Annotated in this window: 14 protein-coding genes and 1 pseudogene; 3 read left to right on the top strand and 12 right to left on the bottom strand. The window is 66.9% G+C overall.

The genetic code is table 11. The features are described 5' to 3' along the window. A pseudogene (locus HNE04_RS16335) lies at positions 1–286 on the top strand (IS4 family transposase); the annotation flags it as partial. A 30-nt stretch (positions 287–316) separates the two neighbouring features. On the opposite strand, the gene HNE04_RS16340 reads toward HNE04_RS16335, so the two are convergent. From HNE04_RS16340 to nac, 12 genes are all read right to left on the bottom strand, one after another. After that, the gene (locus HNE04_RS16340; protein WP_172221253.1) at positions 317–1,162 is read right to left on the bottom strand and encodes an ABC transporter substrate-binding protein; all 846 of its coding nucleotides are present in this window, start codon (positions 1,160–1,162) and stop codon (positions 317–319) included. Between the two features lie 32 nt (positions 1,163–1,194). Continuing rightward, positions 1,195–1,929, bottom strand: a complete 735-nt coding sequence (locus tag HNE04_RS16345) for an amino acid ABC transporter ATP-binding protein (protein WP_172221256.1) — start codon at positions 1,927–1,929, stop codon at positions 1,195–1,197. A 16-nt stretch (positions 1,930–1,945) separates the two neighbouring features. Beyond that, positions 1,946–2,701, bottom strand: coding sequence for an amino acid ABC transporter permease (locus HNE04_RS16350; protein ID WP_172221259.1), 756 nt, complete (start codon positions 2,699–2,701; stop codon positions 1,946–1,948). Positions 2,702–2,704: 3 nt separating this feature from the next. Continuing rightward, positions 2,705–3,406: an amino acid ABC transporter permease gene (locus tag HNE04_RS16355; RefSeq protein ID WP_172221262.1), complete on the bottom strand. Its 702-nt coding sequence runs from the start codon at positions 3,404–3,406 to the stop codon at positions 2,705–2,707. Positions 3,407–3,437: 31 nt separating this feature from the next. Continuing rightward, entirely contained in the window at positions 3,438–4,190 is a 753-nt protein-coding gene (locus HNE04_RS16360; RefSeq protein ID WP_172221265.1) for an SDR family oxidoreductase, read from the bottom strand. Positions 4,191–4,274: 84 nt separating this feature from the next. Continuing rightward, a complete protein-coding gene (locus tag HNE04_RS16365; RefSeq protein ID WP_172221862.1) occupies positions 4,275–5,048 on the bottom strand; it encodes a LamB/YcsF family protein in 774 nt (257 codons plus the stop codon). A gap of 2 nt (positions 5,049–5,050) precedes the next feature. Further along, entirely contained in the window at positions 5,051–5,458 is a 408-nt protein-coding gene (locus HNE04_RS16370; RefSeq protein WP_172221268.1) for an acetyl-CoA carboxylase biotin carboxyl carrier protein, read from the bottom strand. Then, positions 5,448–6,449, bottom strand: a complete 1,002-nt coding sequence (locus HNE04_RS16375) for a 5-oxoprolinase subunit C family protein (protein WP_172221271.1) — start codon at positions 6,447–6,449, stop codon at positions 5,448–5,450. Before HNE04_RS16375 ends, HNE04_RS16370 begins: the two co-directional genes overlap by 11 nt. Beyond that, on the bottom strand, positions 6,446–7,105 hold the full coding sequence (gene pxpB, locus HNE04_RS16380) for a 5-oxoprolinase subunit PxpB (RefSeq protein WP_172221274.1): 660 nt from the start codon (positions 7,103–7,105) through the stop codon (positions 6,446–6,448). Before pxpB ends, HNE04_RS16375 begins: the two co-directional genes overlap by 4 nt. Beyond that, positions 7,102–8,454: an acetyl-CoA carboxylase biotin carboxylase subunit gene (gene accC, locus HNE04_RS16385; protein ID WP_172221277.1), complete on the bottom strand. Its 1,353-nt coding sequence runs from the start codon at positions 8,452–8,454 to the stop codon at positions 7,102–7,104. Before accC ends, pxpB begins: the two co-directional genes overlap by 4 nt. Before the next feature lie 20 nt (positions 8,455–8,474). Beyond that, the gene (locus HNE04_RS16390) at positions 8,475–8,915 is read right to left on the bottom strand and encodes an acetyl-CoA carboxylase biotin carboxyl carrier protein (RefSeq protein ID WP_172221280.1); all 441 of its coding nucleotides are present in this window, start codon (positions 8,913–8,915) and stop codon (positions 8,475–8,477) included. A 70-nt stretch (positions 8,916–8,985) separates the two neighbouring features. Further along, positions 8,986–9,918 (bottom strand): nitrogen assimilation transcriptional regulator NAC, encoded by a 933-nt coding sequence (gene nac, locus HNE04_RS16395; protein ID WP_172221283.1) that lies wholly within the window; start codon positions 9,916–9,918, stop codon positions 8,986–8,988. Between the two features lie 155 nt (positions 9,919–10,073). Here nac and HNE04_RS16400 point away from each other — a divergent pair, with 155 nt between their 5' ends. Both HNE04_RS16400 and HNE04_RS16405 read left to right on the top strand, forming a co-directional pair. Then, entirely contained in the window at positions 10,074–11,282 is a 1,209-nt protein-coding gene (locus tag HNE04_RS16400; protein ID WP_172221285.1) for an aspartate transaminase, read from the top strand. 42 nt (positions 11,283–11,324) lie between these two features. Beyond that, complete coding sequence (locus HNE04_RS16405; protein ID WP_172221288.1) at positions 11,325–11,999, top strand: RraA family protein; 675 nt, start codon at positions 11,325–11,327, stop codon at positions 11,997–11,999. Positions 12,000–12,005: the final 6 nt, after the last annotated feature.

Here is a 12,005-nt window from a genome sequence, read left to right on the forward strand (position 1 = left end):
CTTCAAGTGGATCAAACAGAACCTGCGCATCAAGGCATTTGTGGGCAACAGCGCCAACGCCGTGAAGACGCAAATCTGGATCGCAATCGCTACCTATGTGCTGGTGGCGATCGTGAAGAAGCGGCTCCAACTCACCGCCACGCTACACACCATCCTGCAGGTACTGAGCCTGTCACTTTTTGATCGGGTACCGATCGATGTGCTCCTGCTCAAAGCCGTCGATCTCGACGACGAAATCGAGGCTTCTCAGCAGTTTTCACTATTTGAAAATATCTCCGGACAGTAGTGGGCCTGACCCGGGATCCATGCCTCGCTATCAGGGCAACGGCGTGAACTTCAGCTGACTGAGCGGAACCACCTTGTCTTCACGGGTCATCTTGTACTCGGTGTTCGGGCCCAGCCACTTGTCCCAGAGCTGGTTGATCTCGCCTGCCTTGTCCATCTCCAGCAGCGTGCTGTTGATCTTGGCCAGCAGCGCCGGTTCGTCCTTCTTCATGCCTACACCGATCGGCTGAAATGCCATCGGCTCGGGAATCATCTTGAGCGGCACGCCGGAGGCCTTGGACTGATTGACCAGCTTGGTGATCGTCATGGTGTTGGCCACCATGCCCAGGGCCTTGTTCTGTTGCACGGCCATGTAGGCGGAACCGGTATCCTGGAAGGTCACGGGTTCCGAGCCATTGAGCTTGATCGACAGTTCGGAGGTCGAGCCCTTGGTCGAGGCCAGGCGCTTGCCCTTGAAATCGGCCTTGCTCTTGCCCGGATCGCTTTCCTTCACGGCCAGCATCTCCTTGGCCAGGTAGTACGGGTCGCTGAACTGGATCTGTTCGGCGCGGCCGAGCGTGTAGGCCAGGTTGGCCACCGTCACGTCGACGCGCCCCATCTTCACCTCCGGCACGCGCGCCTCCACCGACAGCGGTGTGATCGATGCCTTGAGGCCCAGGCGCTTGGCGATGGCGTTGCACAGGTCGACGTCGAAGCCCACCATCTCGCGGGTCTTGGGGTCGGGGGCGGCGAATGGCGGCACGTCGGCAAAGGTGCCGCAGCGCAGCTCCTTGCGCTGCTGGATGTCCTGCCACTGGTCGGCCAGGGCAGCGAACGACAATGCGCCGAGGCCGATGGCCGTGGCGGCGAGGCGAATTGTGGAAATGCGGACAGACATGGCTGGCTCCTTGAGTTGATGAACGGTTGCTATCAGTGCGAGCGCAGGTCGGACAGGAAGCGCTGCGCGCGCGGATGCTGGGGGGTGCGGAAAAACGTCTCGGGATCGGCCGACTCGAGAATGCAGCCGGCGTCCATGAACCACACGCGATCGGCCACCTCGCGCGCGAAACCCATCTCGTGAGTGACGCACATCATCGTCATGCCGTCGCGGGCCAGGCTGCGCATCACGGCCAGCACCTCGCCCACCATCTCGGGATCGAGCGCGCTGGTCGGCTCGTCGAACAGCATCGCCGGGGGCTCCATAGCCAGCGCGCGGGCGATCGCCACGCGCTGCTGCTGGCCGCCGGACAGCTGTGCCGGGTAGGACGAGGCCTTGGCAGCGAGCCCGACGCGATCGAGCAGCTGCATCGCCTTTTCGCGCGCTTCGGCGCGCTTGGCGCCGCGCACGTGGATCGGCGACAGCATCACGTTGTCCAGCGCCGACAGGTGCGGGAACAGGTTGAAACTCTGGAACACGAAGCCGATGCGGCTGCGCAGGAGGTTCAGCTGCGCGCTGCTCATGGGCGCGTGGACGTTCTGGCCCTCGAACAGCAGCTCGCCGGACTTGATTTCCTCGAGCCGGTTGACGGTTCGGATCAGCGTGGATTTGCCGGACCCCGAAGGGCCGCAGACCACCACCACCTCGCCTTTCTTGACCTCGGCATTGATATCGGTGAGCGCGCGATAGTCGCCGTACCACTTGTTGACGTTGGAAAAGACGATCATGTGCGTTTGACTCCGGTCAGGGTTCGGCCACCAGCGGCTGGACGATAGCCGCGGCCTGGATCGCAGCGGCGCTGCGCTGCCCTGCGCGCTTGGCGGTGATGCGCTGTTCCAGCGCCCTCGCCGCCCGTGTCAGGCTCCAGCAAACGACGTAATAGATGACGGCCAGGATGAAGAACACCTCGAACGGCTTGGTCAGCAGCTGGTTGTTGATCTGGTTGGCCGCGAAGGTGAGTTCGGGCACGTTGATGACGTAGCCCAGCGTCGTCTCCTTGATCGTCGAGACGAACTGGCTGAGCATGCTGGGCAGCATGTTGAATAGCGCCTGAGGCAAGATCACCAGGCGCATCGCGCCCAGGTGGCTGTGGCCGAGCGACCGCGCGGCCTCCATCTGGCCTTTAGGCAAGGCCTCGATGCCCGCGCGTACCACCTCGGACAGATAAGCCCCTTCGTAGATCACCAGGGTGCATAGCATCGTCACGAAGCCCGACACGTTGCGGCCGATCAGAAGTGGCACCAGGAAGTAGACCCACAGGATCAACATCAGGAGCGGCACACCGCGAACCAGGTACACCAGTGCGGTGGACGGCCACTTCAGCAGCCGCCAGTGCGACAGCCGGGCCAGCGCCAGCAGCACGCTCAAGGGAAAGGCCAGCACGATGCCCAGCACCGACAGGATCAGCGTGCAGGCGATGCCGCCCAGCGGCCCATTGGGGTACTGGCCGATCAGCAGCAGCAGCCAGTTGTCGCGCAGGATCTCGAAGATGGAGGTCATGGCTTACCTCGCCCCGGCAACGCGGGCGCGCCGGCCCAGCCAGGCGCCGGCCATCATGAACAGCAGCGAGAAGGCCAGGTACATGATCGTCGCCAGCAGGTAGGCCTCGAAGGCGCGGAAGCTCAGGTTCTCGACCTCCTTCACGGCATGTGTGAGTTCGGCCACGCCGATGGCCATCGCCAGGCTGCTGTTCTTGAACAGCGAGACGGTGTGGTTGACCAGCGCCGGCAAGGCGTTGCGCACGGCCTGTGGCATCAGCACATGGCGCATCGCGCTCACGTAGCTATGGCCCAGGGCACGGGCCGCCTCGGCCTGGCCGGCCGGGATCGAGCGCAGGCCGGAGCGCAAATCCTCGCTGAAATACGCCGCCTGGCACAGGCCCAGGCCGATGATCGCGAACACCGCCTCACCGTTGTGCTCGCCCAGCCAGCCCTGCACGGCGTTGGGCATCAGGCTGGAGATGCCGAAGTACCACAGCATCAACTGCACCAGCGTCGGCACGTTCTGGTGGTAGGAGATGTAGGCGATCACGCCCCGCTCGGCCACTCGGCTGGGCGTCAGGCGCACCACCAGCAGCACCACGGCCAGGCTCATCGCCAGCAGCCAGGACCCGAACGCGATCACCAGCGTCATTTGCACGCCGTGCACCAGCATCCGGACGAACTCCGCGTTCAGCAGGATCGCGATGAGGTCGAAGCCTTTCATGCGGTTCTTCCTGCGGATGGAGGCGCGGCCTTCAGGCCTGCGGCCGCTCGGGCCGGGTGGTTTGCAGGCCACCGGGGACTTGCATCGTCGGCGTGATCTCGATATGGCCGATGTTCACCGCCACCGGCGCGGAAATCGCGAAGGCGATGGCGTTGGCGATGTCCGCCGCCTGCGGCAGCTCGAAGCCCTTGACGAAGCGCTCGTAGGTTTCCGCGGAGTCGCCGTGCACATGGGCAAAGATGTCCGTCGCCACCCGGCCGGGGCAGATCTCGGTCACGCGAACGCGCTTGCCGAAGGCGTCGATGCGCAGCTGCCGCGACAGCATGCTCACAGCCGCCTTGGTAGCGTGGTAGGTGGAGTTGCCGCCGAAGTTGTAGGCACCGGCGATCGAGCTGATGTTGACGACATGGCCGCGATCGCGCGCCACCATGCCGGGCACGACCAGGCGGCATAGATGCAGCACGGCCCGCAGGTTCACGTCGATCAGCAGGTCGATGTCCTGCGCGTCGGCCTTCAGGAAGGATTTGGGGCGGTCGACTCCGGCGTTGTTGACCAGCACGTCGAACTCGACTTCGCCGGCGAGCCGGGTGATGCCGGCGAGGTCGGTGACGTCCAGCGCGTGCGCAACGCAGCCGGTGCGTTCGGCAAGCGCATCCAGTGCCTTGGCGCCGCGTGCCAGCGCGTGCACTCGTAGTCCTTCCTTGCACAGCCGCTCGACGACGGCGGCTCCGATGCCGGACGAAGCACCGGTGACCAGAGCGGTCTTGTAGTCAGTGAAGGGCATGGCTTTCCTTTACGCTTTGTGTCAATTTATCGATGGCTGGCCTGTTGCGCCAAGACGGATTGGGTGTGGTGAGATAAGCCGCTCTTATGTCACCGCCAGTTGCAGGGAGATCGGGACGATCCGGCCACCCCCAGCTTCGATTTCGCGCCGTATCGTGCGCGCCAGCCCTACTGCGCCCGGCGTGTCGCCATGCACCAGGATCGATCGAGGCCGCATGGCCAGGGTTTTCCCGCTGTGGGTGACGATGCTGCCTTCCGCCAGCAGGCGACGCACCCGATCCAGCACGGCCGTTTCGTCGTGGATCACCGCGCCGGGCAGCTTGCGCGGCACCAGCAAGCCTTCGTCGTCGTAGGCGCGGTCGGCCAGGAACGCGGTGGCGATGCGCAGGCCGCATTGCGCTGCCGCGCCCTCGATCGCCCGGCTGCTCGACGAGCTGATGATGAGCGACGGATCGAAACCCGCCACCGCGCGCACCAGCGGCCCGGCCAGGGCCGCGTCGCCGGCAGCGAGGTTGCCCAGCGCCCCGTGGAAGCTCATGTGCGTCATGCGGTGGCCGGCCGCGCGCGCGATGCCGGCCAGCGCGCCGAGCTGGTAAGTCACCATCGCGGCAAGCTCCGCGGTGTCGATCTGCATGGACCGGCGTCCGAAGCCCTGGAGGTCCGGATAGCCCACATGCGCACCCACGTCGACGCCGCGCGCCAACGCCTGTCGCACCGTCCGGTCCATGATGACCGGGTCGCCGGCGTGGAAGCCGCAGGCGACGTTGGCGGACGAGACGACTTCGAGCAGCGCTTCGTCCTCGCCCATGCGCCAGGGGCCGTAGCCCTCGCCCATATCTGCATTGAGGTCGATGTCCATGGTCATGCCTGCCTTCCAGGAGATTGAAGTTCGACCAGCGGCGTGCCGTACCCCACGATCGTGCCTGGCTCCGCCAGCATGGCGGCCAGGATGCCGTCTTGCGGCGCCGTGACCGGCAGCAGCAGGGCGCCGATCCGCAGCAGGCCCACCACTTGCCCGGCGCCCACCACGGCACCGGGAGGTACCAGCGGTTCCGCGCGCAGCGGGTGGCCATGCAGGAACACGCCCACCGAGGCGGCGGCCACGACCTTGGATTCAGGCTCGTTTCCCGCCGTGTCGGATGGGACGAGCTCGACGCGCGTGCCGTTGCGACGCAAGCGCAGATGCTCCCCGGGGCCCTGCAATTCCAGCAGGTCGATGTCGGTGGCCTCCAGCCAGCGCGACAACTGCTGCACCTCTTCAATGCGCATGCTCGGCTCCTCGCTGGCCGCGGTGCAAGTCGACGAGGCGGCGCGCCTCGTCCAACCATCGTCGGTTCTGGTCGAGCGCGGCGACAGCCTCGTCCCACGTGGTTTCGACGAAGCGGATACGGCTGCCGATGGGCGCCTGGCCCAGGCGCCAGCGGTCTGCCTCGATCACCGTGCCGATCTTCGGATAGCCGCCCGAAGGCTGCGCGTCGCACATCTGGACGATGGGCTGTCCGCTGGGAGGCACCTGGATCACGCCCGGAACGATGCCGTGCGACCGCATTTCGATCTCATCGACCGGCTGCAGCGGCGCGCCGGCCAACCGGTAGCCATAGCGGTCGCTTTGCGGGGTGATCTTCCAGGCCTCGGCCCAGAACGACGCGCGCGAAGCTTCGGTGTAGTGGCCGTACTCGCCCGCAGGCAGCACGCGCATCGCCGGCAGGCCATCCGCCTCCAGCGGCAGGGCGAGCGCCGGCGGCACCAGGCCGAAGCCGGTGGCCTGAAGCCCGGCACCCGGCGCCACGGCTTGCAGCTTGTCACCGCGACGCAGCGCCCGGCCGTCCAGGCCGCCGAACGCGCCGCGCAACTGGGTACTGCGCGAGCCCAGCACTTCGGGCACGTCGACACCACCGGCCAGGCACAGGTAGACGCGGCTCGCGCGCCAGGCGCTGGCTTGCTGCGGCACGCCGAGCTGCAGCACCTGGCCCGCCCGTGCCGCATGGGTCCACCATGGCAGCAGCGCGACGTCGTCCAGACGCGCGGCGCAATCGGCGCCGGTCACGGCGAACGCGCAGTCGGCGGTGAAGCGCACCTGGAACGGAAACACCGGCACCTCGATGGCGGCCGCCCCTTCGTCGTTGCCCAGCAGCAGGTTGCCCGCGGCCAGCGCGAGCGGGTCCATCGCGCCCGAGCTGCCCACGCCCCAGCGCAATTCGCCCAAGCGTCCCAGGTCCTGCACCGTGGCCAGCGCGCTGGCGGACAAGACTTCGATCATCGGATCACCTTTTCGACACGAAAGCGGATGCTGTCGCCCGGCTGGACCAGCGCGGGCGGGTCCTGCGCCGGATCGAAGAACCTCATCGTGGTGCTGCCTATCGTGTTCCAGCCGCTCGGCCCGTCGGAGGCCGACACGCCGGTCTGCGCGCCGCCGATGGACACGGCGCCGCCGGGGATGCTGATGACGGGCACCTTGCGCCGGGGCGTGGCGATGCGCGGGTCCATGCCGCCGAGATAGCAGTAGCCGGGGTGGCTGCCGATCGCAAACACCGGGTACAGCGGCGCACTGTGAAGCTCGACGATCTCGTCCACGCGCAGGCCGGTGTACGCGACCACGTCGGCCATGTGCGGGCCGCCGGGGCCGCCATACACCACCGGCAGTTCGATCACACGGCCCTTCAGCGGCATCGGCTGCACCGCCTGCCAGGCGGCACGGAGACGCGCCTTGAGTTCATCGAGTCGGCGCGGCGCCCGCTCGAAGCTCAGCATCAGGTTGTTCATGCCGGGCACGGCCTCGCGCACCTCGGGCCAGGATTGCGCTTCGCGCGCCAGTGCCCAGACTCGCTGCTGGGCCGACAGGTCCATGTCGCCGGGCGGCTCGAACAGCAGGGCACTGGTGCCCAGCAGGCTGATGGTGGCGTCCTGGGACCTCATGGCTCTTTCCGTTGTTGCAGCCAGCGTTCAAGGTGATGGATGTCCACACCGCCGGCCGCGAAGCCGGCGTCCTGGACGATCTGGCGGTGCAGCGGCAGGTTGGTGGCGATGCCCCCCACACGCATCTCCTCGAGCGCCACGCGCAAACGCACCAGGGCGTCGTCGCGCGTCGCGCCGTGCACGATCAGCTTGGCGATCATCGAGTCGTAGTACGGCGGCACCCGATAGCCGGCCCCGACATGGGTGTCCACCCGAACGCCATAGCCGCCGGGCAGCACCCATTCGCCGATGAGTCCGGGCGACGGGGCGAAGGTGTCGGGGTTCTCGGCGTTGATGCGGCACTCGAGCGCATGGCCGCGGCATTCGATGTCCGCCTGGGTGATGGCCAGCCGCTCGCCCCGCGCCACGCGGAGCTGCTGCTGCACGATGTCGATGCCGGTGGTCATCTCGGTGACCGGGTGCTCCACCTGCAGGCGCGTGTTCATCTCGATGAAATAGAACGCGCCGTCCTCGAACAGGAATTCGAAAGTGCCGACGCCGCAGTAGCCGATCTGCCGGCAGGCTTGCGCGCAGCGTTCGCCGACGGCGCGGATCAGTGCGATGTCTATGCCCGGCGCCGGCGCTTCCTCGATCACCTTCTGATGGCGGCGCTGCAACGAGCAGTCGCGGCTGCCCAGCCACAGCGCGTTGCCGTGGCTGTCGGCCAGTACCTGGATCTCGACATGGCGCGGATGCAGCAGGAATTTCTCGATGTAGACCTCGGGGTTGCCGAAGGCGCGCCGGGCTTCTTCGCGGGTCAGCGACAGGGCGTCCAGCAGTTCGGCCTCGCCGTGCACGACCCGCATGCCCCGGCCGCCACCGCCGCCCGCGGCCTTGACGATCACCGGATAGCCGATGTCGCGTGCCACCGCGCGTACGGCGCCGGGGTCGTCGGGCAGCGCCGTGTCGGGCCCGGGCACGCAGGGCACGCCGGCCTCCCTCATCGCCCGCTTGGCGGCGACCTTGTCACCCATCGTCCGGATGCATGCGGCACTGGGGCCGATGAAGGTCAGCCCGGCTTGCTCGACGCGGTCGGCGAAGCCCGCGTTCTCCGAGAGAAAACCATAGCCGGGGTGAATCGCCTGGGCGCCACTGACCTGTGCGGCGAACAGGATCGCCGCCTGGTTCAGGTAGCTGCGTCCCGGCGCAGCGGGCCCGATGCACAGGGCCTGGTCGGCCTGGCGCACGTAGACCGCATCCTGGTCCGCCTGCGAATGCACGGCGACCGTGCGCAGGCCCAGCCCGCGGCAGGCGCGTTGGATGCGCAAGGCGATCTCACCGCGATTGGCAATCAGGACAGTGTCGAACATGGCGGGCATGGTGAATGTGGTCAGGCAAATCGCACCAACGGCTGGCCGGTTTCCACTTCCTGTCCCGAGGCGACGAGCACGGTATCCACTACCCCGTCATGCTCCGCGCGGACCTCGTTGAAGACTTTCATGGCCTCGATGACGCACAGTGTCTGGCCCGCCTTCACGGCAAGCCCCGGTGCCACGAAAGGCGGCTCGCCCGGCGAAGGCTGCAGGTGCACGACGCCATAGAGGGGGGCGCGCAGTACGCTTTCCGCGGGCCGAGACGCTTCATCACGTTGGGCCGCAGCAGTGGTGATCGCTGGACGCGGGCGGGCGGGCTCCACGCGCGTAGCCGTTGCCGGCGTACCGTTCGCCCGCCGCACGAGGCGCAGCGTCCAGCCGTCCTGGCTGAACTCCATCTCGGCTAAATCCGAGGATGCCATCGCATCGATGAATGCCTTGATCTGCTGCGGGTCCATATGCCCGCAACAGTACTGGCGCCGCGCTCAGGGCGCCAAGACGGAATGTCTCTAGCGCGATAAGGGAGACTTATGACGCGGCGTGATGCTCCCCGGCGAGCAGGCTGTGGGGCAGGCCCGTCACGAGTTCGAGCAGGATTTCCTTGACCGCCTGCGCCGGCTCCGACAGCGGCAGGTGGTCCGACTGGCACAGCGCCAACGGCGCCTCTATCACCGGCTCGACGATGCGGCATTGCCACGCATCGCTGGACGCGACCACCTCGGCCGCCATCGACGCCGGCAGGATGGTGGCACCCAGCCCATCGGCGATCACGGCCTTGAGAGTGCTGGCGGACTCGATTTCGCCGACGACACGCGGCACCATGCCCGCGCCCGCGAAGGCTTCGTCCACCATCCGGCGCACCACGTTGTAGGGACGCGCGAGGTACAGGTCCATCTCGCCCAGCATGCGCAGCCGCACCTGGTCCGGCGGCGCCGGCATGCTGTTCGGCCCGACAACGAAGAGCTGCTCCTTGAGCAGCGGCAGGAACGACAGGCCATGCACCTGCGTCTTGCCGCCGTAGAGCACGGCCAGGTCCATGCGGCCGTTCATGATCAGTTCCGACAGCGTGGTGCCGTAGGTTTCGTTCAGGTAGAGCAGGATGCCGGGGTGGCGGGCGCGGACCGTGCGCACCAGCGGCAGAGCCAGCGAGGCCGCGGCGGTGCCGGGCGCCAAGCCGACCGCCACGGCGCCGGACAGACCGCGCCCGGCTGCCGCCATGTCGACCTGCGCCTGCTCGCATTGCCGCATGATGAGCTGGGCATGGCGATAGAGCACCTTGCCCGCCTCGGTCGGCGTGACGCCACGCTTGGTTCGCACCAGCAGCTGCTGGCGGACTTCGCCTTCGAGCGTGGCCAGTTGCTGGCTCAAAGCCGGCTGCGCAATGTGCAGGAGATCGGCCGCCTGCGTGAGGCTGCCGACGTCCACGATCTTCACGAAATATTTCAGGCGCCTGAGGTTCATGGCGTCCGTCCCGGGCGGAGTGATTCCTGATGATGCCACGAACCCGGCGCTATCCATAAGTGTTGCCTATTTAGGCAGACCGAACTCGTCTTGGCGCGCGGGGCGAAGGCGTCTTACTGTTACGCCTGTCCCCAGGTCGCACGCTAAGGAACCCCGTGAACCCATCCCGTATCGCCGAGCGCGTCAGGCGCATCAAGCCGTCGCCCAGCACCTCGGCCGCCGACCGCGCCAACGAGCTGCGGCGCCAAGGCAAGTCCATCGTCAACCTGGTCGTGGGCGAGCCGGATTTCAACACGCCGGAGCACATCCGGCGGGCAGCGGCCGCGGCCATGGACGCGGGCGCGACACGCTACACGCTGATGGCCGGCACGGTGGAACTGCGCCAAGCCATTGCAGCCAAGCTCGAACGCGAGAACGGGCTCACCTATGCCCTCAGCGAAATCATCGCCACCAATGGCGCCAAGAGCGCCATCTACAGCGCCCTTGCGGCAACGCTGCAGTCCGGCGACGAAGTCATCATTCCGGCGCCCTATTGGGTTTCGTACCCCGACATGGTGCTGGCCAACGACGGCGTGCCCGTCACCGTCCCCTGCCCCGAGGCCAACGGCTTCAAGATCACGCCTGCTCAGCTTGCGGCGGCCATCACCCCACGGACGCGCTGGTTGCTACTGAATTCGCCAAGCAATCCGACCGGCGCGAGCTACACCGTGGCCGAATATCGCGCCCTCGCCGAAGTGCTAGCCGCCCATCCGCAGGTGCTCGTCATGACGGACGACATCTACGAGCACATCCGATTCGACGGCGAACGCACACCGCACCTGCTCAACGCCGCGCCCGAACTTCGCGATCGCACATTGGCCATCAACGGCGTGTCCAAGACCTATGCGATGACAGGCTGGCGCATCGGCTGGGCGGCGGGCCCGCGTGACCTGATCCTGGCCCTGGACACGCTGCTGTCGCAATCTGCCGGAAATTGCTGTTCGATCAGCCAGGCTGCGGCCGCCGCCGCGCTGAACGGCGACCAAGGCTTCGTGGCCGAAAGCGTGATCGTCTACAAGCAGCGGCGCGATGCCACGCTGGCACGCATCAACGCGATCCCCGGGCTGAGTTGCCGCTCACCGGACGGCGCGTTCTACCTCTACATCAACTGCGCCGGCCTGATCGGCAAGACCACGCCCGAAGGCAAGGTCCTGGTTCAAGACGGCGACGTGGTGATGTACCTGCTTGAAAAAGAAGGTGTCGCGGTCGTCGCGGGTACCGCCTACGGCCTCTCGCCCTACTTCCGCCTGTCGATCGCGACATCGATCGAGATTCTCGAAGAAGGCTGTACCCGTATCGCACGCGCGGTCGCTGCACTGCGCTGAACCACTGCACTGAAATATTCACCGCATACATCGAGGAAGCCCATGAGCACGTACAAGGCCATCCGCAAAGTCCCCTCGGCCCCTCAGGCCGACGCCAAGGTCATCGCCGCGCTACGCGAGATCCCGGTCGCGGCACTCAGCGACAACATGCACCGCAACATCGGCACCGTGGGGCTGCATCCCTACCACCGCCCGGGCAAACAGACGATGGCGGGCACGGCCGTCACCGCGCGCTCGCGCGGCGGCGACAACCTGACGTACCTGCGCGCCCTGGAGTTCTGCCGCCCGGGCGACGTGCTGGTGATCGACGCCGGCGGGGACCTCAACAACGCAGTTGTCGGCGGCATCCTGTCGTTCTACGCCGCCAGCATCGGCGTCACCGGCGTCGTGATCGACGGCGCGGTGCGTGACGTGGCCGAGATCCGCGAGCGCACGTTTCCGGTCTATGCCCGCGGCGTCACGCACCGCGGCCCGTACAAGGACGGGCCGGGCGAGATCAACGTGCCCATCAGCGTCGGCGGCATGGTGGTGAATCCCGGCGATATCGTCGTTGGCGACCAGGACGGCTTGCTGGCCATTCCCCAGCAAGGTATTGAGGAGCTCATCGAAAAGGCAATCGCCCACCTGCACGCCGAAGCGAAGACCATCCAGGCCATGAAGGAAGGCCGCTGGGACCGGTCCTTCATCGACGCGCTCGAAGCGCGCTGCAACAACTGAAGAACC

Source organism: Caenimonas soli, from assembly GCF_013155545.1.
In the GTDB taxonomy this organism is placed as follows: Bacteria; Pseudomonadota; Gammaproteobacteria; order Burkholderiales; family Burkholderiaceae_C; genus Ramlibacter; species Ramlibacter soli.

Bases quoted from the DNA above. Each gene is read 5' to 3' on its own strand.
- HNE04_RS16340 (WP_172221253.1), bottom strand. From the start codon at position 1,162: ATGTCTGTCCGCATTTCCACAATTCGCCTCGCCGCCACGGCCATCGGC.
- HNE04_RS16345 (WP_172221256.1), bottom strand. From the start codon at position 1,929: ATGATCGTCTTTTCCAACGTCAACAAGTGGTACGGCGACTATCGCGCG.
- HNE04_RS16350 (WP_172221259.1), bottom strand. From the start codon at position 2,701: ATGACCTCCATCTTCGAGATCCTGCGCGACAACTGGCTGCTGCTGCTG.
- HNE04_RS16355 (WP_172221262.1), bottom strand. From the start codon at position 3,406: ATGAAAGGCTTCGACCTCATCGCGATCCTGCTGAACGCGGAGTTCGTC.
- HNE04_RS16360 (WP_172221265.1), bottom strand. From the start codon at position 4,190: ATGCCCTTCACTGACTACAAGACCGCTCTGGTCACCGGTGCTTCGTCC.
- HNE04_RS16365 (WP_172221862.1), bottom strand. From the start codon at position 5,048: ATGGACATCGACCTCAATGCAGATATGGGCGAGGGCTACGGCCCCTGG.
- HNE04_RS16370 (WP_172221268.1), bottom strand. From the start codon at position 5,458: ATGCGCATTGAAGAGGTGCAGCAGTTGTCGCGCTGGCTGGAGGCCACC.
- HNE04_RS16375 (WP_172221271.1), bottom strand. From the start codon at position 6,449: ATGATCGAAGTCTTGTCCGCCAGCGCGCTGGCCACGGTGCAGGACCTG.
- pxpB (WP_172221274.1), bottom strand. From the start codon at position 7,105: ATGAGGTCCCAGGACGCCACCATCAGCCTGCTGGGCACCAGTGCCCTG.
- accC (WP_172221277.1), bottom strand. From the start codon at position 8,454: ATGTTCGACACTGTCCTGATTGCCAATCGCGGTGAGATCGCCTTGCGC.
- HNE04_RS16390 (WP_172221280.1), bottom strand. From the start codon at position 8,915: ATGGACCCGCAGCAGATCAAGGCATTCATCGATGCGATGGCATCCTCG.
- nac (WP_172221283.1), bottom strand. From the start codon at position 9,918: ATGAACCTCAGGCGCCTGAAATATTTCGTGAAGATCGTGGACGTCGGC.
- HNE04_RS16405 (WP_172221288.1), top strand. From the start codon at position 11,325: ATGAGCACGTACAAGGCCATCCGCAAAGTCCCCTCGGCCCCTCAGGCC.